At 53.6% G+C, this 22,559-nt stretch carries 19 protein-coding genes; 10 read left to right on the forward strand and 9 right to left on the reverse strand.

The features are described from left to right. Positions 1–34: 34 nt before the first annotated feature. Complete coding sequence (locus tag RC85_RS11675; protein ID WP_068262769.1) at positions 35–1,117, forward strand: mannose-1-phosphate guanylyltransferase; 1,083 nt, start codon at positions 35–37, stop codon at positions 1,115–1,117. 239 nt (positions 1,118–1,356) lie between these two features. Here the strand turns inward: RC85_RS11675 and RC85_RS11680 are convergent, their stop codons facing one another. From RC85_RS11680 to RC85_RS11690, 3 genes are all read right to left on the reverse strand, one after another. Next, positions 1,357–2,766, reverse strand: coding sequence for an O-antigen ligase family protein (locus tag RC85_RS11680; RefSeq protein WP_068262772.1), 1,410 nt, complete (start codon positions 2,764–2,766; stop codon positions 1,357–1,359). Between the two features lie 113 nt (positions 2,767–2,879). Continuing rightward, the gene (locus RC85_RS11685) at positions 2,880–4,640 is read right to left on the reverse strand and encodes a hypothetical protein (RefSeq protein ID WP_068262775.1); all 1,761 of its coding nucleotides are present in this window, start codon (positions 4,638–4,640) and stop codon (positions 2,880–2,882) included. Then, complete coding sequence (locus RC85_RS11690; protein WP_238383123.1) at positions 4,637–5,422, reverse strand: ABC transporter ATP-binding protein; 786 nt, start codon at positions 5,420–5,422, stop codon at positions 4,637–4,639. Before RC85_RS11690 ends, RC85_RS11685 begins: the two co-directional genes overlap by 4 nt. A gap of 313 nt (positions 5,423–5,735) precedes the next feature. On the opposite strand from RC85_RS11690, the gene RC85_RS11695 reads away from it, so the two are divergent. The 3 genes from RC85_RS11695 (at position 5,736) to RC85_RS11705 (ending at position 10,097) form a co-directional block, all read left to right on the forward strand. Next, positions 5,736–6,974, forward strand: coding sequence for an MFS transporter (locus RC85_RS11695; protein WP_068262777.1), 1,239 nt, complete (start codon positions 5,736–5,738; stop codon positions 6,972–6,974). Between the two features lie 364 nt (positions 6,975–7,338). Continuing rightward, complete coding sequence (locus RC85_RS11700) at positions 7,339–8,535, forward strand: GTPase family protein (protein ID WP_068262780.1); 1,197 nt, start codon at positions 7,339–7,341, stop codon at positions 8,533–8,535. Next, positions 8,532–10,097, forward strand: coding sequence for a GTPase family protein (locus RC85_RS11705; RefSeq protein ID WP_068262783.1), 1,566 nt, complete (start codon positions 8,532–8,534; stop codon positions 10,095–10,097). Before RC85_RS11700 ends, RC85_RS11705 begins: the two co-directional genes overlap by 4 nt. A gap of 44 nt (positions 10,098–10,141) precedes the next feature. Here the strand turns inward: RC85_RS11705 and RC85_RS11710 are convergent, their stop codons facing one another. Both RC85_RS11710 and RC85_RS11715 read right to left on the reverse strand, forming a co-directional pair. Continuing rightward, positions 10,142–11,038 (reverse strand): response regulator, encoded by an 897-nt coding sequence (locus RC85_RS11710; protein WP_149752691.1) that lies wholly within the window; start codon positions 11,036–11,038, stop codon positions 10,142–10,144. 186 nt (positions 11,039–11,224) lie between these two features. After that, positions 11,225–12,298, reverse strand: a complete 1,074-nt coding sequence (locus tag RC85_RS11715) for a M42 family metallopeptidase (RefSeq protein WP_068262789.1) — start codon at positions 12,296–12,298, stop codon at positions 11,225–11,227. Positions 12,299–12,549: 251 nt separating this feature from the next. Between RC85_RS11715 and RC85_RS11720 the strand changes: the two genes are divergently transcribed. Beyond that, the gene (locus RC85_RS11720) at positions 12,550–12,984 is read left to right on the forward strand and encodes a hypothetical protein (protein ID WP_068262792.1); all 435 of its coding nucleotides are present in this window, start codon (positions 12,550–12,552) and stop codon (positions 12,982–12,984) included. 159 nt (positions 12,985–13,143) lie between these two features. On the opposite strand, the gene RC85_RS11725 is transcribed toward RC85_RS11720, so the two are convergent. From RC85_RS11725 to RC85_RS11735, 3 genes are all read right to left on the reverse strand, one after another. Then, positions 13,144–13,992, reverse strand: coding sequence for a hypothetical protein (locus tag RC85_RS11725; RefSeq protein ID WP_068262795.1), 849 nt, complete (start codon positions 13,990–13,992; stop codon positions 13,144–13,146). 88 nt (positions 13,993–14,080) lie between these two features. Beyond that, positions 14,081–15,094, reverse strand: coding sequence for a hypothetical protein (locus RC85_RS11730; protein ID WP_157593917.1), 1,014 nt, complete (start codon positions 15,092–15,094; stop codon positions 14,081–14,083). Between the two features lie 890 nt (positions 15,095–15,984). Continuing rightward, complete coding sequence (locus RC85_RS11735; RefSeq protein ID WP_149752693.1) at positions 15,985–16,365, reverse strand: hypothetical protein; 381 nt, start codon at positions 16,363–16,365, stop codon at positions 15,985–15,987. Between the two features lie 202 nt (positions 16,366–16,567). On the opposite strand from RC85_RS11735, the gene hpt reads away from it, so the two are divergent. The 3 genes from hpt to RC85_RS11750 are packed head-to-tail and all read left to right on the forward strand — an operon-like array spanning position 16,568 to position 19,480. Next, positions 16,568–17,113 (forward strand): hypoxanthine phosphoribosyltransferase, encoded by a 546-nt coding sequence (gene hpt, locus RC85_RS11740; protein ID WP_068262804.1) that lies wholly within the window; start codon positions 16,568–16,570, stop codon positions 17,111–17,113. Further along, positions 17,106–18,374 carry a glycosyltransferase family 4 protein gene (locus RC85_RS11745; RefSeq protein WP_068262807.1) on the forward strand — a complete coding sequence of 423 codons (1,269 nt, stop codon included), beginning with the start codon at positions 17,106–17,108 and terminating at the stop codon, positions 18,372–18,374. The genes hpt and RC85_RS11745 overlap by 8 nt, the downstream gene beginning before the upstream one ends. Positions 18,375–18,376: 2 nt before the next feature. Then, positions 18,377–19,480 (forward strand): glycosyltransferase family 4 protein, encoded by a 1,104-nt coding sequence (locus RC85_RS11750; RefSeq protein ID WP_068262838.1) that lies wholly within the window; start codon positions 18,377–18,379, stop codon positions 19,478–19,480. Between the two features lie 9 nt (positions 19,481–19,489). Here RC85_RS11750 and RC85_RS11755 read toward each other — a convergent pair whose 3' ends face one another. After that, complete coding sequence (locus RC85_RS11755) at positions 19,490–19,999, reverse strand: hypothetical protein (RefSeq protein WP_235033237.1); 510 nt, start codon at positions 19,997–19,999, stop codon at positions 19,490–19,492. Between the two features lie 257 nt (positions 20,000–20,256). Here RC85_RS11755 and RC85_RS11760 point away from each other — a divergent pair, with 257 nt between their 5' ends. Together RC85_RS11760 and RC85_RS11765 are read left to right on the forward strand one after the other, a co-directional pair. Next, positions 20,257–21,081 (forward strand): penicillin-binding protein activator LpoB, encoded by an 825-nt coding sequence (locus tag RC85_RS11760; protein ID WP_084422585.1) that lies wholly within the window; start codon positions 20,257–20,259, stop codon positions 21,079–21,081. A gap of 9 nt (positions 21,082–21,090) precedes the next feature. Beyond that, entirely contained in the window at positions 21,091–22,494 is a 1,404-nt protein-coding gene (locus tag RC85_RS11765) for a COG3014 family protein (RefSeq protein ID WP_235033238.1), read from the forward strand. Positions 22,495–22,559: the final 65 nt, after the last annotated feature.

The following is a 22,559-nucleotide window of genomic DNA, read 5'->3' on the forward strand; positions in this document are numbered from 1 at the left end:
TTCAAATCGACGACCTTTCTAAAAGTGAATTTCAATGCTTCATGCAGTCATCATGGCTGGCGGCAGCGGTACCCGTTTTTGGCCTGCCAGCCGGAAAATGCAGCCCAAGCAATTGCTGGCCCTCTCGGGACAGCGAACCATGATCCAGTCAACGCTGGACCGGCTTGGTGATTTGGTGCCACAAAACCAACGTTGGATCATCACCAATCAATTGCTGACGGACGCCGTTCGCGAACAATTGCCTGAGTTGCCGGCTGAAAATGTCGTCGGTGAACCTTGCAAACGGGACACCGCACCCTGCGTCGGTTTGGCCGCCGCAATGATTCGCCGAATCGATCCCGACGGAACGATGGTCGTGATGCCATCGGATCACGTGATCGCGTCACCAGACAAATTTCAGGCAGCCATCGCCGCGGGCGAAAAGTTAATCGACGAAGATCCCACTCGCATTGTTACATTCGGAATCAAGCCTTCGTACCCGGCTGAATCGTTTGGCTACATCGAACGTGATGAAGCAAGTCAAATCGATGCCGCCGGCGTGGACGCCTACGCAGTCAAGCAGTTCCGCGAGAAGCCCGACCAGGCGACGGCGCAGCGGTACTTGGACGAAGGCACGTTCTATTGGAACAGCGGCATCTTTTTGTGGCGAGCGTCAACGATCTTTGACGCATTGGAAAAGAACGCACCAAAAATGAGTCAGCATTTGACGGCGATCGCCGATGCGATGGGGCAAGACAACTTCGGTGAAGTCTTGACGAAAGAGTTTACTGCCATCGAAGGCACGTCCATCGATTATGCCGTGATGGAAAAATACAAAAATGTCGTCGTCGTCGAAGCACCATTCCCATGGGATGACGTCGGCAGTTGGCAAGCCTTGTCGCGACTGCACGATCCAGATTCCAACGGCAACACCGTGGTTGGATCACACGTTGGGATCGACACCGGCGGTTGCATTGTCGTCGGCGAACCGGGGCACACGGTCGTGACGATTGACGTCAAGGACTTGATTGTCGTGCAAACCAAAGATGCCACCTTGGTCGCCCCCAAACATGCCGAAGAACGAGTACGAGAGGCCGTCAAGGCTTTGGAAGAGCAAGGCATGACGGACAAGCTGTAATTCAGTTTCTAAAGCCCTTTTTCCCTCGTGAGCCGCGACGCGTAAGCGGCCGGGCCTTCGTCTTTTCTTTCCTGAGCCGCGACGCGTAAGCGGCCGGGCTTTCGTCTTTTCTTTCCTGAGCCGCGACGCGTAAGCGGCCGGGCCTTCGTCCATGACTCGATTGCCTGGGTCGGAAACAAAAAAGAGCGAGACGAGGCCAAAGGACTTACGTCCGGCGGCTCACCTTTGCCACTTTACAGCTACGTTGCCGCGACAACTCGATGATCGCGTTGGCTTGCAGCCTGACGTCTCGGTTGGATTCGCTCCGCTGTGATCCCTTGTCCGTGAACATTGATCGCCAATCCTGCGATGAACATCAGGAACATCTGCACCATTGGAATCACAATCAAATCATGGAACATTGCATTGGCGACGTAGATGACGATGGCGCTGATCATCAAAATCCCTAGGTACCGTGCATCGGGACTGGACTGCGGACGTCGGGCCAATTGCCACCCGACGACAAAGAATACCAGCAGCGGCAAACTGAACATCAGGATTCCGATTAATCCGCCATCGACCAAGATCGATAAGAACGTATTGTGCTGCACGTAGACACGGACCTTTTCCAGCGGTAAATCGTATTCGCGATTATCGTGGTATGGACCATTGTTTTCAAAGTAGTGTCCAAAACCGTGACCAGCAATTGGTTTGTCTTTGAACATTTCATAGGCAACGATCGCCAACAAGGGTCGCAGTTCGACCGACTTAGCTGCTTCGGCCGCCGACAATGCTTTATCGCGTTTGATTTCCATGAACTGATCCTTCAATCCCATTGCCATCGCACCAGCAAGCAAGACGACGGACGCTAAGCCCAAAACACGAACCCAACGTGGCGAATGAATCATGGCAACCAGGCCGATCGCGCCGATCGCTCCCATCCAGCAACTTCGGGTCAGCGTCGCATAAACGCCAAACAGTAAGATGAACGCGGCGATGCCGAAGAACAGTTTTCGCTGACGTACACCACTGCGAAAGAATTCGACCACAGCCACCATCAAGGCGAGCCCCATCAAAAAACCATTCGCGATCGGGTTCAGCAGCGGACCGCGGGCGCGGCCATAGAATTCCCATACTTCGGGATTACTGATGTGTTTGGGAAACACAGCCCAGTGCATTTCTTTGATCTCGAAGATGCCCGTGATCGCAAGGTACAGACCGAGTCCTAAAATTGATCCAAAGACCCATCGCATGTCCGAAACGTTCAGTCGAATTGTCCGAGCAACGGCGTAGGTTCCAAGTGGCATGAAGATGTAAAACAACCAGCGAGCGGTTGGTGAACTCTCAATCACTCCGGGTCCGTCACCGCCTCGAAGGGCACTGAACAATAAAAACGCTGACAACCCTGCCATCAACCAATCGATGCGACCTGGTTTGGGAAACTTGATATTCCCCAATCGCCATCCCACCACAACCATTCCAATAATCCCCAGCCAAAGCAGTCGATCCAAACTGAATTGAATCGGGCCATCGATCGCAAAGAAAAACGGTCCAAACACGGTGCCGGTAATCAACATCATCATCGTGACGGGGATCACACGCCCGCGATGGATGACGGGAATCATCCACATGGCAGCGGCGGCAACGAATAGCAGGATCAGCAGTTCCATCGAGATCAGTCGGTGCTGTTCGGGTAAAACGGATAGTAGGGGTTGTGCTTGCGATTCACGTTTGGAATGCCGCAAGCATCACACAAACTTAGGTCAGGAATTCGCGTTAGCGATCACTCAGGTGCGATGTCATGCGAAATATCGAATCGTTTCCAGCACCAGGTGGCAACAAGGAAGGTCATCGCGGCAAGTCCCCAACATGCAAACTGTGCCCCCGCGAAAATCGCGATCTCAGACATCGGGCCATTCAAATTGTCGCGACACACCGTTGCCCAAATCGCCAAAACCAAAGCGGCTGCAACCAGCAGCGATGATTTGCCTAGGAACGTCAGCTTGGTTCGCAGCACCATCGCAATGCCTTGGCTTCGCTGCGAATGCGGAAACGCCAGGAACAATGCGTTTTCAAACGCAAACGTAAACGCTGACAAAGCCGCCAACATTCCCGTCCACAAACAGACTTGCTGCATCCCTGGTTGCAGCACCATCGATGCGATCGCGATCACGGTCCATTGGAAGAAGCATGTGATTAAAAACGGAAACCACAACTGGCCCAGCACCATCGAACGCGGCTTCACCGGCAAGGATCGCAACAACAGCAAACGGGACAGGTCGCGACGGAAATCAATTTTCAATGCAGCCGGTGCAATCAGCGATGTACACATCGCAATCCCACCAACGACGTACAACCACTGATCCAAAACGCGTCCCGTGACCAATGGCGACAAGCACAACAACACTGGCACCAACAAACTCATGAAGATCGTCGTTCGATAACGCACCACGCTGGACACTGTCCGAGCGGCAACCGCGGCCGCATCGGTATCAATCAGAGCCAAGGGGCTCAAAGCCAATCGACTGGGCCAAGCACTGGGGTGATACCACGGTTTGCGCTGTAGATCGTTCGTCGTATCGGAATTAAAACGCTGCCCCAAATGCGGAACCGCTTGGATCGATCGCAATCGACTGCATTCATCAACCACCTGACGGGCGGCGCACCGACGATCCAGTCTGACGTACAATTCAACAGCGATTGGCAACATCACGACTGCGATGATCAGACAAAGCAACGTCATCCAATCAAACGAGGAAGCGATCGCAACCTTGGCAGCGAAACTGAACGGCAGAGCTAACCACTGAACCGCGTCACATGCAGCCGTTTGTCCCAAGGCTGAAAACGTCTGAAACACATAGATCGGTGTGGGTGATCCCATCGGAGTCGCGGCAGCGATTCGGGCGATCACTTGTGCAGCGACCGCCACGGCGATCAGCGTTGCGACGACTTGGAATCGTTTCCGTCTGATCGAGTTGAGGCTGTTGATAAAACGAACGACGATCAGTCGAGAAATTTCAAGCAGCAACAATGCTGAAAAGACTCCGATTCCCAAACGCACGACGCCGAACCCGTCGGAGCCCTGCACATCGACTGCCAGCACCGTACACAGCAGGATTGACTTGATCACCGTTGCCAAAGCAATGTCAGTAATTTGATGCACCACGATGGATGACCTGCGGATCGGTGCACCACCGAGCCACAATTTTTCTGCGGCAGAGATTTCCAGTATCGATTGATCACTGGACCAGGCAGCTTTGAGTGCATGGTAGATCGCGTACAGAACCATCCCGCCAGAAAGCCACAGTTGCAACCGCTGGGGCGAAGCGGGCTGGCGATTCATTAAGATCGTAGCACCGAACGTTACATACAGAACCGCGTAAATGATCACCAAAGCGGTCGCGACGATTCGACGCGGCGACAGCATCCGTGAAATCGTTCGCTTGATCCGGAAACGTCCCCGAGCCATCGTCAGCCCAAGCAGGTCGCGATGCGTTTGCCAATCATCCCAAGTCGATAATGCGTTGGCTTCCACGCCGATCATGCCAACACGCCCACTGCTTGACTTGGATTCGCCTGTTCGTGCAATTGTGTCGCAGCAAAGTAGGCCGATTCCAGTGACGTTGATTCGGGATGACGGTTGCGAAGATCACTGACATTGCCAAAGTAATCGACGACTCCCTGTCGCATCATCATTAGGTCAGTGCAGACCTCTTCGATCATCGGCAGCAAATGACTGCTCAAGATCACCGTTGCACCCTTTGCCGCACGCTGACGAATCGAATCTAACAAAATGCGAATGCCGGGTGGATCCAGTCCAGTCATCGGTTCATCGAGCAACAACACCGACGGATCGTACAAATAGGCACATGCGATTGCCAGTTTTTGACGCATGCCACGTGACAAAGTCGTCGCGCCCGCGTCGGCCTTTGCGATCAGGTCAAACTGTGTGATGAGAGCTTGCGATTTTTCGACGTAGCCTTCGACTCGATAAATCCGTCCGATGAAATGCAAGTGTTCTCGAACGGACAAGTCGTCAAACAGCGGCGGGTCGTCTGGGACGTAGGCCAAGCATTTTTTTAATTCGATTGAATCGGTGCTGACAGCGTGTCCGGCCACGGTCATCTTTCCATCAGTCGCGGGCATCAGTCCCGCCAAGCATCGCATCGTTGTGGTTTTCCCAGCGCCATTGGCCCCCACCAATCCACAAACCGATCCCGATCGAAGGGAAAACGAAACTCCATCGACGGCCAGGTAGTCGTCGTAGAGTTTTCGGAGGCCGTTAACTTCGATCATGGTTGCTTCGGTCATCGCTGATTCAATCATGTTGGGAGAGCCTCCAACGCCGTGAAGGTTTTCTAAATCGTTTAACCGCGTGGGCATCGCACCGCGCGTCGTGCTGCCCCGAACGCGCGGGGCGATGCCCACGCGGTTAAACGAAGTAACACGTGTTTTCCGAAACCAAAAGTCTTCACGGCGTTGGGAGAGCCTCCCCTTGGCGGAGCGAGACAATGGTGGGAAAACGCGTTTGATGAAACTTAGGCCACTTTTCGTGCGTCTGCCGGCGAATGATTGATTGTCGCGTTTATGCCGGTTTTCCTGAACAATCCAACTACCAACCCCACGTTTTTGTCTTCCTATGCCGCCCAGCGATTCCAAATCCACCTGGGCTCCGCTTGCGTCACCCACGTTTCGTTGGTTCTGGATCGCGTCGGTCGTTTCCAATTTGGGGACGTGGGTTCACGAGGTCGGTGCGGGTTGGTTGATGACCAACTTAGATCCGTCACCAGAAATGGTATCAGCGGTTCGGGTTGCGATGACCGTGCCGATGTTGCTGATGGCGATTCCGGCCGGGCTGATCGTGGATGCAGTGGACCGACGAAAACTGTTAATCGTGACTCAATTGTTCTTGTTGATGTCCGCGACAACGTTGGCAACGCTGACTTACACAGGAAAGATCACGTCATGGTCGTTGCTGTTTCTGACGTTCCTGACAGGCATCGCGATGGTGATGCACATCCTGACTTGGCAATCAACGATTCCCGAATTGATCCCGCGTCACCAGCTATCGCGTGCGGTGGCGTTGGGCAGCATTAGTTTCAATCTGGCCAGATCGGTGGGACCGGCGCTGGGCGGGTTTCTAATCGCGATCGCGGGAGTCTGGATTGCGTTCGCCGTGAATGCCTGTTCGTTCGCAGCAGTTCTTTTTGTGTTGGTGCGTTGGCAACGAGAGCCTCGGCCGACGACATCGGGGCAGCCAATCCGACAATCGGCCTGGGACGGTTTGACCTTCGTTTGGCAATCGAAGTCGATGCGACATACTTTGATACGGTTGGGGTTGTTCATGGTCCCGGCTGCCGCACTTTGGTCATTGCTGCCGTTGGTCGCTCGTCAGCGATTGTTGTGGGATGAGCGAGGTTTTGGTTTTTTGGTGACCACGGTTGGCATCGGAGCTGTGATTGCTGTTTGGTTTTTGCATTGGATCCACCGGCGAATTGGTTTTAATCGCACGATCATTTTTTCAGGAGCCCTTTTTGCAATGGCCCTTGGCTTGCTGGGGATGACGACCAACGGAATCCTGGCTTCGCTTTTGACATTGGTGATTGGCGGGTCGTGGATGACAACGTTGACGACGTTCAATTCAGAAATCCAGATGACGTTGCCCAACGAAATGCGAGGTCGAGGAATGAGCTGTTACTACGCCGTCATGGCAGGTTCGATGGCGACGGGTTCGTTGCTTTGGGGGCAAGTCGGTGGCGCGATCGATGTCGGCCCAGCGTTGGTAGCCTCCGGAGTGACGTTAACCGCCACAGGATTGATCGGGATCGCCTTTCCGTTGGACGAACGGCCGGAAGATCACGAAATGTCATCTGGATAATTCTCCGCAGGGCAACTCACTTTTTCAGTCTGGGTTGGGCACTGAAATCCGAACCCGCCTAGGCTGTGAATCAATGAGCAATCCAAAACTTGTACTTCAACTTTTTCTTAAACTTCAACTCTCACGGCGAAAGTTGAGGTTTAAGTTTACGGTAAAGAATGAGATAACTTCACAGCCTAGCAGTGTTAGTCCCCCAGCGTCAAAAAGTGAATTGCCCTTGAAGTGGCCACCTCCGATTTCATTCTTACTGCTCGGCGAGGTTAGAATTCGGGCACACATGCCCGCCACCCTCGTCTAGTAAGCCGCCGTGACTGATCGAAATGAACCACCATCGAATTTAAGCTTTTACGAGAAATTTCGTTCGATGTGGTCAACCTCCCATTCTCAATCAATCGATCTGCCCGACGCTGTGCCGGTCGCGAAGATTTGGATGCTGGGAAAGACCGGCAGTGGGAAGTCGTCCATCATCCATTTCATCACCGGTGCCGATGACGCCGAAATCGGTAGCGGATTTCGTCCGCAAACCAAACACTCGCGCGAATACGGTTTCCCTGATGACAAGACGCCGTTGGTTCGGTTCTTAGACACGCGAGGTTTGGGGGAAGCGGGTTACGATGCCAGCGATGATCTGAAAGCGTTTGGCAAGGAAGCAAATCTGGTCATCATCACGGTACGTGCAACTGACCAGGCCACTGAGTCACTGATCGCACCGTTGCAAAAAATCCGCAAAGAGAATCCCGATCGTCCTGTGTTGTTGGTGATTACCGCGATCCACGACGCGTGTCCCGGCCAAACTGAGTTCCCGGCTGACATGCTTGATCACTGGAATAGATCGAAGTTGCCAGAAGGTCTGCGTCGGGTGCTGCAGGAACAGCTACGCCGATTTGATGGACTTTATGATTCCGCAGTCGTGATTGACCTGACCAAACCAGAGGATGGTTTTCATCCACCGGATTTGGGCGGAGAACGACTGTTCGAGGCGATCATGAATGCAGTCCCGGCGGCGATGCGTTCCACGCTGGGGACGATGCGAATGCTGCAGCCGGAATTGCACTCTTCATCAGAGACCGATGTAACCAGCGTTGATACTCTTATTTTGACTCACGCAACTTTGGCCGCCGGCGCGGCTGCCGTTCCGATCGCTTGGATCGACATGCCGGTTGTTTTGGGAATTCAAACACATCTCGCTCATCGGATTGCAAAGCATCATGGGCAAACGCTAAACCCGACCGCGATGGCTCAATTGTCGGTCGTGCTGGGTGGACGAGCGGCGATTCGCATGGCGGTAAGAGGGTTTTCCAAGCTGATTCCCGTGGTGGGTTCGGCAATCAATTCGGCAGCAGCTTTTGCACTGGTCTTCGCATCGGGCAAAGTGTTGGACTGGTACTTTGCCCAGGTTCAAACCGGACGAACACCAAGCCAAGAAGAGGTTTCCGAAATGTATAGCAACCAGTTGGACGCTGCTCGTGCCTATTGGAAGAAGAAACAATTGAGCGAATCCGATTTGGGTGCCGGTGATTCGGGTACCAGTGACAATCACGCTGATGGAGAAAATCGTTGATTGATCGCCGTTTGTTCTTCGTTAGTTTCTTGGTGGCGCTTCCGGTTTTGGTCTGCGTTTGCTTTGGTGCTCATGCGATCTGGGTGACTGGATACTGGAAATCGTTGTGGTGGGTGTTGCCTGGGTGCTGGGTGCTTGCTTGGTTGGCGTCACAGTTTTGGAAACCAGGCAAGCGTGTCTCCGATGCTGCCGATGCGATCGCGATTGATCCAAAAGTCAGCAAACATTGGAGCGCACGAGATCACGAAGCCGCCAAGATTATTGATCGGCATCAGCGGGACATTGAAACCATCGACGCGGCTAAGCTTTCTGACCCGCATCATTATCTTTCGCAGGCACAAGTTTTGGCGGCGGAATTGGCCGAGTTCTATCACGGGAAAAGTAAACGTGAATCGGCTTCGCAAGTCATCGATTCGCTGACGGTGGTCGAAGTTGCTGCGGCAGCCCGTTTGGCGATCGATGATTTGGAAGAATGGATTTTAGAATCGGTTCCGGGCAGCAGTCTGGTCACGATCCGGCAATGGCGAGCAATCACATCCACGCCCAAGTGGTACTCGCAAGTGTCAAAGGTCTACTGGGCCGCATCGACGCTGGTCAATCCAGCCAACTTGATTCGATACGCGACATCAAGGGCGACGTTGGATCCGGTGGTAGGGCAACTGCAAAGTGAAGTCGTGGCGACGATCTACCTGAACTTCCTACGTCGCGTCGGTTTCTATCTGATCGAAATGAACAGCGGTCGGTTGCGTGGCGGTGCGATCGCTTACTCAACAGCATTTGGTAACGAAAGCCATTCGCCACAATTAAAGGACGTGCCGGTGTCCATTGCGTTGGTCGGCCAAACCAGTGCCGGCAAGTCCAGTTTGATCAATGCTCTGGTCGGCGATCAAGTTGCCACGACAGATTTGTTGCCGGAAACCCGACAGGTGTCTCGCTATCAGTACCAGATCGATGGCGAAGATCAGGCAAGTAGTTCGCTGACGTTGCTGGACACACCCGGCTATGGGGAAGCGGGCGCGTCAAAGCAACAGCTTGCTGATTCGCAACAGGCGGCAGCTAATGCAGACGTTGTGTTGTTGGTGATCGATGGCCATAGTTCAGCCCGTGCGGCGGATCAGTCGATGATTCAAGAACTAGATGCACACTTTGCCGCCCAGCCAAAGCTTCGCCGTCCACCGGTCATCTGCGTGATGACTCACATTGACTTGATCCCACCGGCATCGGTTTGGGATCCACCTTACGATTTTGAATCGCCCGCGGATGCGAAGGAAGACAACATTCGCGGCGCTCGCGACTACGCCGAAGAGGTGTTCGGTGACTCGGTCGTCGGCGTAGCGTGCGTTTGTCTGGCCGACCGAACGTCTGGCATCAGCGAATGGGGAGTCGCCGAGCATCTGTTACCGCTACTGATTCAAAATCTTGACGACGGACGTGCGGTGTCGATTGTTCGTATCTTTGAAAACGAAGTCGATTCAAATCGGTTCAAAAAAGTGATGAAGCAAGCGAAGCGTTTTGCTGGGGATGCTTTTCAGACGTGGTTTGACCAGCGTCTTGGAAGTTAATGCAATTGCCGGAACTTCGCTCCGCTTGTTCCGGCCTACGCTTATTATCCGAAACGTTTTACTAGAACGACTTCGTTGCCGGATTCGTTGAATGTCATTTCGTCGGTGAAGCTTCGCATCAGGATCAGGCCATGGCCGGATTCGCTATCCGAAGCTTCTAAATCCATTCTTGCGGAGGCTTTTGACGTGTCAAAACCTTTGCCTTGATCACGAATCAGGACTCGAAAATCTGTTTTCGAGATCGTTGCTTCAACGTGAACAGACCGGCCTTGGTACGGATCGCTTGTTTTGCGTTTCTCGATGAGGTCCGACGTTGCTCCGTCGTAAACCAACGCACGATGGCTTGGTGTGACGGAGGGGCCTAATTCTAAGTTGCCGCGGAACATCGCATTGATGACGGCGTGTTCAATCGCGGTTCCCATTCGTCCCAATGCGGGGCCGCCGGCCAATTCCATCCCCGAGGCAACTTGCATCAACAGCCCGACCATTGGCGAGATCAAGTCAGCGTCGTTGGGCAGGTCAAACGTGTATGAATTTTCCTGCAAGGTCGAAATCAACTTTGCAAAACTAGCGTCCGTCTTGATCACACCTAAAACATCAACAATGGTGTCGTTCAGCAGCGCTCGCAGATGATTTTTAGGAACGTATCCTGCCGCACCTTGTTGCAATGCCTTGGTTGCCAGTTCTTCGGACCCGCTGGCGGTGACAAGGACGGCGGGAATGTGTTCAAAGTCCAATTGCATTGCCTGGACCAAATCGAGACCATTCATTTCTGGCATTTCCAGGTCGGTCACAACGAGTTCGATCAACTCTTTTTCGAGAGCTTCGATTGCCAACTTTCCGTTGGCGACATGTTTCACTAGGTGATTTCCCTCTTCAAGCAACATCCTCATTTCGACTGCCTGAGTCGGACTGTCTTCGACTAAAAGGATTCGAGCCATCATTCGCCTCTATAAATTCAATTGAAAATGGCTGGCAATAAAAAAACAGATGGGCCAACCGGCTACCCCTCGATTCTAGCCGATTAGGCAGCAGCCGACACGAACGTAACCAGTTCCGTAACCGCTTTTGTGTCTCTTTGCGGCATGACTGAAAGGAATGGGTAAGATCGAAACATGTCAAAGCATCTAGCCTGGGATAAAGCTATCTTCGCGCGATAGATTTTGTGCAAACAGTGTCAGTAGTTTTGCAACGTTGTCGATGTCGGTCAGTGAAATCACTTCCACGGCTGAATGCATGTATCGATTGGGGATCGCAACAAGTCCGGTCGCCACACCACCGCCGTGAATCTGTAACGCGTTGGCATCATTGGGTGCCGCGCGTCCAATCGCCGCGACCTGGAAAGGCACATCGTTTTGCTCGCACAGTTCAACCAATCTTGCGGCGACTTTTCGATTGATATTGGGGCCGCGAAAGATGACGGGACCACCGCCGACCGCAATGTCGCCTTGCCGCGTCGCGTCAATCGTTGGACAGTCCGATGCATGAGTCACGTCGACTGCGATCGCAACATCAGGATTGATGCTGCCGGCGGCTGTCTTCGCACCTCGCAGGCCGATTTCTTCCTGGACCGTTGCGACGCTGTGCAGGTGGCAGGCGAGCGGTGATTTTTTCGATTCATCAGCCGCGCGTCGCAGTGCTTCCATCACGGTCCACATCCCCGTTTTGTTATCCATCCCAGGACCAGAGACGCGATCGCCCATCAGTTCACGATAGTTCAATTCAAGCGTGACGGGGTCACCGATGCGAACCTTTGCTTCGGCTTCCGCTTTGTTGGCTGCACCAATGTCTAGCCATAGCTCTTTTAGATCGACAACTTTTTTGCGTTCGTCATTGTCGAGCAGGTGAATGGGTTTTCGGCTGATCACTGCGGGGACGGGGCCGTTGTCGGTCCAGATCGTCATCGATTGACCAATCAATTGTTGTGGATCCCAACCACCAATCGTCTGAGCGTACAAAAAACCTTGGTCGTCGATGTGGCAAATCAGCATACCGATTTGGTCGCAGTGACCGGCATACATCAATCGAGGTCCGTCGGCGTTTCCGATCGACGCAATCAGGTTCCCGTGAACATCGGTGCGAACGTCCTCTGCATGCGAAGAGATGTACTTGCCGACCACCCCCTGGATCTGTTCTTCAAAACCCGATGGGCTGGGTGTTTCGATCGCGGCTTGGAAGAAATCTCTTGCGGAAGGAATCATCGTGTTTCCAATGTTCTGGGGGGATCTTGGTTCTGGGGCATCCTGATGTTCAGGATGCTGCGATGCTTTTCGGCATCATCGTTTGCAGAACGCCACTTTATCGTTGTTGATCAAATGCAACACCACCGGGGCCGTGCCGATCGAATCACCGGCGACTGGCGGCACGTAAGTCGTTCAAACGCAAGGCGTTAGCCGATCTTGGTTTGTCTAAGCGTGCGAGTTTGGACCAGAACGTGCTTTCTTAGCTCGCCATGGAACTGTTTACCATTGCGCCTGCCGACCGACGTTTTCTTACCAGATCGCTACGTTGCCACGCGGTGATTTGGTTAGTGATTGGTGCCTTGTTCACGATTGGTTCATTGGTTCCGTCCCAAGGGCCGTATGCCGCAGCACCTGTGAACAAGCCCGCAAACAAAATCGAAGTCGAAGTCCCCGCTCGGATCGACGCCCATGTCCCGGTGGGTTGGCGACGGACGGCCGACGGATGGGAACACACATCGAACTGGTTGTCGGTCGATAAGTCGATTGACACCTGGATCGACGAACAAAAATCTCGCGAACCGGCCTGGATTCAACGCACCTTGGCCATGATCCGCAACACACCGCCACTAGTGTTTGCGATGTTGCAAGTGTCCATGATTACGGCAGTCGTCTTGATTACGACTCGCCGAAAGTTGACGGTTTAGGAAACGAGCGGGGAATCACTTCCCGATTTCCAAACCCGAATGCGTAAGCGAGGGATTTTGTTTGACGCGGAAATCCCTCGCTCACGCGTTCGGGTTGGGATTTCGTCGCACCACATCTCGTAAAGTCATTTCGTGACCATTCCTGCGTTTGTCAGCCCGTTAGCGAAGTCTGGCGCTTCGCTCGGTTTCGGGGATCAGCGTTTCGGTCATCTTGGCTCGGTATTCCATCATGCTGTTGGGGCCTTGGAATCCGACGACGGTTTCATCCCAGTCCAGTTTCTTGCTGAGCATGCATCCGGCATCCAGGTCGAAGCGGATTTCACCATTGCTTAGCTGTTGAACGACTTGGGCCTTAACCGATTCTTGGTCGATCGGTGTCAGGGGTTCGCTGCGAATCGAAAGCGTTGCGACGCCGGTCTTCACCTTTTCCAAAGTGTAGACCTCGCGAATTTTGATCGTCTTGACTTCGTTTTCTTCGGTGCGAGTTTTGACTTCGCGTGGAACTGACCACGAACCACCGATGCGGATCGGTTCTTCGGGCAATGCCAAGGTCAACGATCCCATTCCGAGTGATGCCTTGGTGCCACCGAAGTCTTCACGTTCAAGTTCTTGGCCACGCGTGTTGATCTTGATCGTTGCCAGTGTTTGTCCCATTTGCTCGGCAACCTTGCTAAACATCTTGGGGGCTTCTTCACCGCTTTCGCTGTCCCAACGAATTTCGTCTTTGTCACCTTGTTGCTGAGTCATTTCGACGGAATCAACGATGTGATTAAACGTTGCTCCGGAATCGTTGGCATCTGTCACCGCAAGATGCCGCTGACTGGTCGTGTGAACATTCGACGCTTCTTCTTCGCCTTTGATCCGGGTCTTGGTCTTGGCTGCATGCGTGACTTCATAGCGAAGCGTTTGTCCTGACTTTAGCGAGTACCGCAGCAAGTAGTCTTCGGCGGAGACACCCAAATTGGACGACAGGATCAAAAAGCTAAGGCAACAAAGAATACGACACACAGGACGGTCTCCCTACACGAAAGTCAAACCAGTTTCACAAGTGTCGAAGAGTGTCAAAAAACCCGAGCGGAAACAAGATGAGTTTTTCTCAGCGCAGTTTCCATAGCGTGCCTTCGCTTGCGACCGTAAAACTGATTCTTCCCAGTTGATTGATCAGGTCGACTTTTGACGAATCGACCACGGCTTCGACTTGGCGGACATTGCGTTCGGACAGACTGCCAACGACGGCTGAAACAAGATAGCTATCCGAAGCCGAGAGCGTTTTTTCTGCACCTAAATCCAGGTCCACGATCACTTTGGATGGCGGCATCACCTGGGCCTCGGCGTCTGAGAACCAAAAGTCCATTCCACCGATTACTCCGCCGCTGCGATCAACCAAAGCGTGTCGTTCAATGTCCAAATGCGACAGAGCGGACGCACGACGGACCGAATCCGGCAGAATGCGTTTATGTTGAACCGTCGCCGAACGCCTCAATTGCATTGCTTCACGACTAAACGCCGGTCGATAACCTTCCGTCGAGGCAACGACGCGAACGAGCGACCGATTGGCAACAAAGCCGCAGGCCTGCAAAACGCCGTGCAAGCGAACATCCAAGTTCTCGATCCCATACCCGTGGCCATAGGGATTCAGCCCGGCGTATCCAAAATGGTCGTCTCGGAAAAGACCAGCGGTAATCGCGGCGGGGCCGTTGTTCTCTGTGCCGGATGCGGAGCGATTAGCATCAAGCCGACGCGAAAGCCTGACAGCTTCTTCCAACAGTTCAACGGCAACGTCGGCCTGGCATTCTTTTGCCAAGCAGATTGCCGCGATGGTAATGCCACCGGGTGCCTGATCGCTGGACGCCAACAGACTGTTTAAGCCTGAACTTAATGCAGGGTTCAGCCCAAAGTGGCACCAGCCGACGATGACTTCGTTGTCGTTGCTGTCTCGAAGCGTGGCGATCAGGAAGTTCTGGGGATCGAAAAAGCTTCTGGCCAAAATTGCCTGTTCGAACTGTGCCAGGGAAACGTCCGGCACCATGCCCGCAAGTTCGTGGTGCTGCCTAAAAACCGCAACCAATTGCGGCAGGTCCCCGTTTCGAAGAGAGCGAAAGCTAGTCACAGGTTCGATCGATTCGGGGCAAAAAATCAAAGCGGCAAGAAAAAGAGTGTCCTGTCAAAATACAGGATATCTGTTGCCCGGATACTGCCAACGCAGAAAAAACGTTGCGTGCAAGACCGTTCATTGGCTGAAGACCCAAAAGTAGGCCGTAGCGAGTGAAGCGAGTGACGGCTTTTTCAGCAGTACTGCCGTCACTCGTTTCACTCGCTAAGGCCTACAAGAATGATCAGCGATTAAAACGCAGGTCAAAAAAAAACGGTGAGGCAACCCAAAGGGCTGCCCCACCGTTAGTATCAAAACCCGCGAGAGGTTCTTGGTTGGATTCTGATGACGCAATCCCACTTTCGCCATCCACCAATCAAGTCCGCTCAGTTTTCTCGGAGTCATCCGACAACGTCTTCAAACTCCTAAGCGTTGGGCGTTCCACACGGAAAGCCCTTGCCGGTTTAATAACCATCGGCCGATTATGCCCCTTAGCAGGGATCGGAACCGTCGAAACGATCATCCGGGTACATGCGGCGTACCTGTTGGCACGGTCAGGCAAGCTGTGCCGGTTAGGTGCGCTGGTCGGCCAGAAAACCGTAGGCCGGAATTCGTAGGCCGGAACAAGACGCGTCAGCGACGCAGTTCCGGCAGACCGCATTGAGGCAGGTCGCAGGATTGCAAATTGCAAATTGGACAATGCAAATTGAAAATTGTCGGTGAAACACGGTCCTTCAGAATTTTCAATTTGCAACGTTCATCTTGCAATTTGCAATTGTCTGTCTTCGGGCTGGTTTCAACGCGATCTTCCGCATCGTTTTCAGGCAGGGCACGGGATTGCCGGAACTGCGCCGCTGACGCGTCTTGTTCCGGCCTACCTGAGTGCGGCCAATCAAAACTTTGCGAGGCTAAGCGGCGCGTCGGATGCCTTCATCACTGTCGGCTTGATCACTGTCGGCCGAATCAATTCTCTGCGAATTGATCGAGATCACGTGTGGCGATTCTTCGCCGGCCAAGCCAGCCGCGTCATCGATCTGATCAGCTTTCAAGACGCAACACAGACTCTGATCGGCGGTGAAAATCTTCACTTGGTCTTCTTCGATAAACCAAACCGCACGATGGGTCGATGTGCTAAACCGTCGCCCGCAGTAATGTTCGTCGCGAATCAGGATCGACTCGATCGCGATCACGCAATCAACCTCGTCCGTACTGCCCGGTTGATCCGCCTGGCTAGCCAAGTAACCTTCAATCGCTGATCGGACCGTTGTTAATCGCTGTGAATTTGTCATGCGGTGAACTGGTCTGGCAAGTGAGGTACGATGGTGTAACTCGGAGTATTTTCGACCGTCGGAACGCGATTTGATTGACGTAATTTGCTCCAAGATCACGAACACCCCAATGCGACCGGTCAACCGGATCGACACGGTCTGCTCAAATCCCCTAAATTAAAATCATCTAAACACCAGGAACCTGGTTTCCAAGGATTAATCGATGCGAACTTTGCTCACTGAATCTCAACTTCACGATGGTGTCCAGCGATTGGCGGTCGAAATCGATGAACATTACGGCAACAATCGCCCCATCACTTTGATTGCGGTCATGACCGGATCGCTGGTCCTGTTCGCTGACCTGATCCGCCGGCTATCGATGCCGCAACGGATCGGCGTCATCCAGGCATCCAGCTATCGCGGCGGGACCACGTCGGGTGAATTAAGCGTCGATTCAAAAATGATGATCGACGTCAAAGGACGTGACGTGTTGCTGGTCGACGACATTTTCGACACCGGCAAAACGTTGGATCGTTTGACGGGAATGCTGACCGACTTTGGTGCTCAGTCCGTCAAGACAGGCGTGCTGCTGCATAAGCAACGCGAGCATTCGACGACGCTGCGTCCAGACTTCGTTGCCTTCAAAATCCCGGACGAATTCGTGGTGGGTTACGGTTTGGATTACTTGGACATGTATCGCAACCTGCCATATCTGGCGGTACTGGAACCGTCTGAAATTGAAGCCACGGCAGCCCAAGCCAATGCCTGAGCCATCGTCGGCGGATTCTGGAAAGCTGAAATCAAGTCGAAAAAGAATACTGATCGTGGGCCGTCGGTTTTGGCCGCACGGCGGGCACGCTGAAGCCGTTCACTTAACGGAACTTGCGTCCGGTTTGCATCGACTTGGGTATCACGTCGAAGTCGTGACGCCGCGTTATGCATCGCATTGGCCAGAACGGTTTCAGTTTCGCGAGTTCGCGGTTCATCGCCCCGTTGCCGCACCCAAGAGTGACTGGAGCGTCGCTCGGTACACAAGACAACTGACCCAGTGGCTAAGAACCAAGTGCCGATCGTTTGACGCGATCATTGTGGATTGCATTCGCGAAGAAGCCATCGCCGCGATCGAGGCAACTCGCAGAACCGCCTGCCAAACGATCCTGAAATTTGGCAGCCGAGACGGCGTCAGTGATGATCAATGGTGGAACCAGAATCGGGCTTCGCGACGGTGTGCTGCCATCGGACGAATGGCCGACCATGTGATTGTTACCAATGCGAATCAATCACGATCGCTTTTGACCCACCACTTTGACGTTGCCCGAATCAAAAGAATTGAAAATGGGTTTCGCTCTGGCCCTGTTCAGAATGCTGTCGGCAAAGCAGCGGCCCGCAAGTCGCTTGGTCAGGTCAATGGAGACTTATTGACGGACAGCGATTCGATTGTGTTGCTGACGACCGATCGCATGACGCGAGGCGGCGGCGTTTTCACGCTTGTCGAAGCGGCTCGGTTGCTAATGACCAAGCACCCCAATTTGCGAATCTGGTTTATCGGTGACGGACCGGCTCGCGATAAGATCTATTCCACCCTTCGCAGCGACGGAATCCGAGCTCAGATTGCGATGCCAGGTTCGTTTTGCGACTTCGATGATTTGATGATGGCGGCTGACGTCTACATTCACAGCGGCGATGATGGCGGCGCTTCATTGTTACCCATCGCCATCGCATCCGGCTTGCCCATCGTGGCACGCAGCAGCCCGGCAAACTATGAGATCCTTGGTGCTGCGTCGGCCGACCAATGCCCCGAAATCGCGTGGTATGATTCAGACAAGGAATATGACCTGCGTAAAAAAATTAGTCATCTGCTAAGAGATCGCACGGCGAGTCTGCAGGCATCCGAAATTCTAAAACGACGCTTGCTTCGATCCCGTCCCGAATCGCGGATGCTTGAACAGTACGATGAATTAATTCAGCAACAGAATCCAACGACAACACAAACGACAAAACCCGACGCAAACCGCAAGGCGACTGGATGACGATCCGTTTAGCACTAGTCATCCCCACCATGGACCAGGGTGGCGCTGAGAAACAGCTTTGTTTGCTGGCCGAGAATTTACCGCCTGACCAGTTTGACGTTCGTGTGTTCTTGTTGACGCGCGATGGGCCGCTGTCGGATCGACTTCGCCGCGCGGGTGTCGAAGTGGTCGTGATTGGAAAGCGGTTTAAGGCTGACCCGACGGCCCTGTTTCGTCTACGAAAACACTTCCAATCGTTCCAGCCCGACATTGTTCATACTTGGCTGTTTGCGGCGAACAGTTTTGGCCGTGTTGCGGCACGAATGGCGTCGGTCCCGCGAATCATGGCGTCGGAGCGATGCGTGGACCTTTGGAAAACTGCGGCTCACTTTTTGATTGATCGTCGGCTAGCCGGTTTCACTGAAACGATCACCGTCAACAGTCAAGGCATCGCTGATTTCTATGCAGGCCATGGAATCCCGGCCAGTAAGTTTCGCGTGATTCACAATGGCATCACGCCTAGCAGCGATGCAAATTCGGAGGAATCAAAACCAACCGATTCGGCATGGGCACGCGAGAGTTTGCAGATTGTTGATGATCGCCGATTGATCTTGGCAGTGGGACGTTTGTGGCCTCAGAAACGTTATCGCGATTTGATCTGGGCAGCCGAGTTAATGGCGACGATGCGAGGCGATACGACGTTGGTCATTGTCGGCGACGGTCCTCAGTCCGCTGAATTGTTGCGGCATCGCGACGCCGTATCAACGCCGCTGCACGTTCGTTTCGCGGGCCACCGCAGCGACGTTGCCAGTTTGCTGCCGCACGCGGATGTGTTTTGGATCGGCAGCGAATATGAAGGGCAAAGCAATTCCGTCATTGAAGCCATGCAAGCCGGCGTCCCGGTGGTGGCGAGCGACATTCCCGGTAACCGAGATCTAGTGGTCCCCGGCGAGACTGGATTCATTGTCGAACTTGGCGACACCGCAGACTTCGCAAGACAGACCCACAAACTATTGGAAGATCCTGAATTGGCCCGGCAAATGGGCGAGTCCGCAAAAACAAGAATCGCAAACGAGTTCAGCGTCGAAAAAATGGTCGACGCCTACGTTGATCTGTATCGATCTTAACTTCGCGGATCAATCGACGTTTTCAAAATCGTCGAAGTCATCGAGTTCATCGTCGATGTCATCTTCAACGTCGTCGTCTTTGTCTTTGCCAGCGGTGTTGAGACCAAATTCGGTGCTGATTTCATCGTCGATTTCAATCTCGTAGTCGTCCTCAAGTTCTTCCTCGAAGTCGTCATCAAAGTCATCGTCGAAATCATCTTCGTCGATATCGTCGAATTCATCTAAGTCTTCGTCGTCATCGAGTCCATCTTTGAATCCGCCGTCCTCGGTCTCGGTACCAAAGCCCGCGTCGTCAATTTCCGGCTCATCTTTTTCGTCCTCGTCATCGTCGTCGTCGTCGTCATCATCATCGTCGTCATCATCTTTCGACGCTGACACAGTGTCCGTCACCGAAGGGCGAAGTGTCTCATTTGGAAGAACGACGGTTTGAAGAGTCATCAGTGGTGAAACCAACGTCGGTGCGTCCGCGGTCATGGGAACGGCCAATGGCATATCAATACTGGGAGAAAAGACGGGCATGAGCAGCGATGTTTGAGGCGATGTTTGAAGCGATGTAAGGATAGGCAAAAAGGGCGGCTTTGCAAAAGCCCGTTGAGTTTTCGTCGGTTTCTTATTTCCCGGCCAATCAGTGCTGTGCCCAGCCGATATGACAATGTGGGTGGTTCATTCAGCGAACATTTTGATAGGTACCGCTCAGGCTACAAGCCGACGCACGCCACTTTTCGCAATGAAAGTCGCGTAAACCACTGAAACAATCATAAAAAGCCGACTTCCGCATGACTCGATCACAACTTTCGTACTGCCAAGATCTATTAGAACGCAGTTTTGGTCTCATCAATCGAGCTTCAAAGCCGATTACGACTTTGCTTATCGCATTTTCCCTGGCCAGCCTGTTTTCGGCATCCGGGTGTGCTTCTCGGCAATATGGTCACATGTTGGCGTCGGATGACAAAGATATCGTCGGCAGCCACAACGCTGGCGCGGCGACTTGGAACCCCTTGGTGGATGAATCGGTCGCCAAAATTCTCTCACGCTGTCCGCCAAGCATTCAACCGGTCTCCTTCGAGCTCGCAGGCCATGTGACACCGGATCCCACCACGGTCGGATCTTCGCTGGTCCCCGAAACATCACTGGCAGGAACATCATTGGCAAACGGGCCGGCCTCGGTTTGCTTTGTCGGGATTGAAAACAAGAGTGCAGAAGAATTGGCTGATTTCAAGGAACAGCTTTACCAACAAATCGACTCTCAGATCAATTCCGCCGAGACCTTTCGCGGGATCAGTCGTCGCATGGTCGATGCAGCTCTCGTCGAAACTCGGTTGCGTCCCGAATCTTTGATGCTCCCTCATCACCGCGATGCGTTTGCCGCAGCCTTGGGGCGTCAGGGAACGCCGGTGGATTATTTGATGTTTGCTACCGTCACGACTGGCACAACGGATCGCAACAAAACCACTCAGCGTGATTACACATTGACGCTAGAAATGGTGAACTTGCACACCGGCGAATTTCTGAAAGAGTCGGCCAAGATTCGCAAGGGATACAGCAAAACGCGTGCGGGTAAATGGTGGAACTTTGGCATCTTTGATCAGGCTGACGGCTAAACCATCCCAGTGAAAACTGTTAACGACTGTCGATCGCTGCGATGCTTTGCCTGTCTGCCATTGTGCATCCTGTTTTTGACCGGCTGCTTTTTGACCGGCTGCCTTGGATGCGCCCGCAGCGTCGGCACCATCGATTCGGCTCGGTCAGCTTTTCACAATGGCGACCTTGTCGCGGCCGAAGAAACACTTTCGCAAATTGCCAGCAAGCAAGGCGGCGACTCGCATGCCGCTGCACTTGATTTGGCAATGGTCAGACTTTCGGCTGGCGATTTAGACGGCGCTGAAAGCGAGCTTCGCAGGCTTCGCAATCAGTTCGACGAACTCCCCGAAACAAACCTGCTTTGCGATTCGGCATCGATGTTGACCGATGATACGGTCCGCGTGTTTCGCCCCGCGGGCTACGAAGAAGTTATGATCCGAGCGATGTTGGCGGTGTGTTCGTTGGCGGGTGATTCGATCGATGCAGAAGCCTACGCGCTGCAGGCTTCGATGCAGCAAAACAAGCTACGTGATCGAGCCGAGCAGCGCGGTATTCCTTCAGCGACAGAAAAGTTTGAACCGATCGCGATCGCACCCTATTTGCGCGGCGTTCTTCGCGAGGCAACTCATCACGACTACGACGATGCCGCCAAAGCGTATCAATTGGTCAGCGCCGTACGGCCTCAATTTGGCCCGGCCAGCGCCGACATTCAACGAGCCACCACGGGCACGCACAGCCGACCTGGGCACGGCGTTTTGTACGTGATCGCCTGCGTTGGCGAAGGCCCACGGCTTGTCGAAACCGAGGCACCGACCACCTCGGACGCGCTCGCAATCGCATCGGTAGCACTGAGTGCGAGTCAAAACAATTCGCAAAAATCCAACGGCGGTAAATCCAGGGCCGTGCCGGTGATTCCTAACATCGCATCAGTGAAGGTTCCGCGAGTCGTGATCCCGGAAACTCCCATCGCGTCGGTCGGAGTTCGCGTGAACGGGGTTCTCTACGGAGCAACACAAACGTTGACGGATGTGGGCGACTTGGCCATCAAACAAACCGAAGCCGAAATGCCCTGGACGCTAGCCCGCGCCGTGATGCGACGAACGACAAAAGAATTAGCCGTCGCCAAGATCGGCGATTCGATGGGCCTGGGCGGAGGTGCCGGATCACTGTTCCAGTTCGCGGCCGCATCGGCGTGGGCGGGCACCGAGAACGCTGACACTCGCTGTTGGGCGTTATTGCCACGCGAGATCCAAGTCCTGAGGGCAGAACTGCCGTCCGGCCAACATGATTTGGTGGTCGAACCACTCGGCTGGAACGGACAGCCGATCGGATCAACAAACCTGCGCGAGATCGAAATGGTCGATGGACGCAATACCTATGCGGTGGTCATCGCGCCGGGAAAGGTGATCTACCAAATCGGCTCAGCAAAGTGAGGAACGGTTTTAAAACGACCTACCCGTAGCCGATCCCGCCAGGGTTCAGTTCAACGTAAGCTGTA

Origin of the sequence: Rubripirellula obstinata, from assembly GCF_001642955.1 — a bacterium.
GTDB lineage: Bacteria > Planctomycetota > Planctomycetia > Pirellulales > Pirellulaceae > Rubripirellula > Rubripirellula obstinata.

Excerpts from the sequence above, each read along its gene's own strand:
- RC85_RS11695 (WP_068262777.1), top strand. The coding sequence starts at position 5,736 with ATGCCGCCCAGCGATTCCAAATCCACCTGGGCTCCGCTTGCGTCACCC.
- RC85_RS11760 (WP_084422585.1), top strand. The coding sequence starts at position 20,257 with ATGACTCGATCACAACTTTCGTACTGCCAAGATCTATTAGAACGCAGT.
- RC85_RS11755 (WP_235033237.1), bottom strand. The coding sequence starts at position 19,999 with ATGCCCGTCTTTTCTCCCAGTATTGATATGCCATTGGCCGTTCCCATG.
- RC85_RS11715 (WP_068262789.1), bottom strand. The coding sequence starts at position 12,298 with ATGATTCCTTCCGCAAGAGATTTCTTCCAAGCCGCGATCGAAACACCC.
- RC85_RS11675 (WP_068262769.1), top strand. The coding sequence starts at position 35 with ATGCTTCATGCAGTCATCATGGCTGGCGGCAGCGGTACCCGTTTTTGG.
- RC85_RS11710 (WP_149752691.1), bottom strand. The coding sequence starts at position 11,038 with ATGGCTCGAATCCTTTTAGTCGAAGACAGTCCGACTCAGGCAGTCGAA.
- RC85_RS11745 (WP_068262807.1), top strand. The coding sequence starts at position 17,106 with ATGCCTGAGCCATCGTCGGCGGATTCTGGAAAGCTGAAATCAAGTCGA.
- RC85_RS11685 (WP_068262775.1), bottom strand. The coding sequence starts at position 4,640 with ATGATCGGCGTGGAAGCCAACGCATTATCGACTTGGGATGATTGGCAA.
- RC85_RS11690 (WP_238383123.1), bottom strand. The coding sequence starts at position 5,422 with ATGATTGAATCAGCGATGACCGAAGCAACCATGATCGAAGTTAACGGC.
- RC85_RS11735 (WP_149752693.1), bottom strand. The coding sequence starts at position 16,365 with ATGACAAATTCACAGCGATTAACAACGGTCCGATCAGCGATTGAAGGT.
- hpt (WP_068262804.1), top strand. The coding sequence starts at position 16,568 with ATGCGAACTTTGCTCACTGAATCTCAACTTCACGATGGTGTCCAGCGA.
- RC85_RS11720 (WP_068262792.1), top strand. The coding sequence starts at position 12,550 with ATGGAACTGTTTACCATTGCGCCTGCCGACCGACGTTTTCTTACCAGA.
- RC85_RS11700 (WP_068262780.1), top strand. The coding sequence starts at position 7,339 with ATGTGGTCAACCTCCCATTCTCAATCAATCGATCTGCCCGACGCTGTG.
- RC85_RS11680 (WP_068262772.1), bottom strand. The coding sequence starts at position 2,766 with ATGGAACTGCTGATCCTGCTATTCGTTGCCGCCGCTGCCATGTGGATG.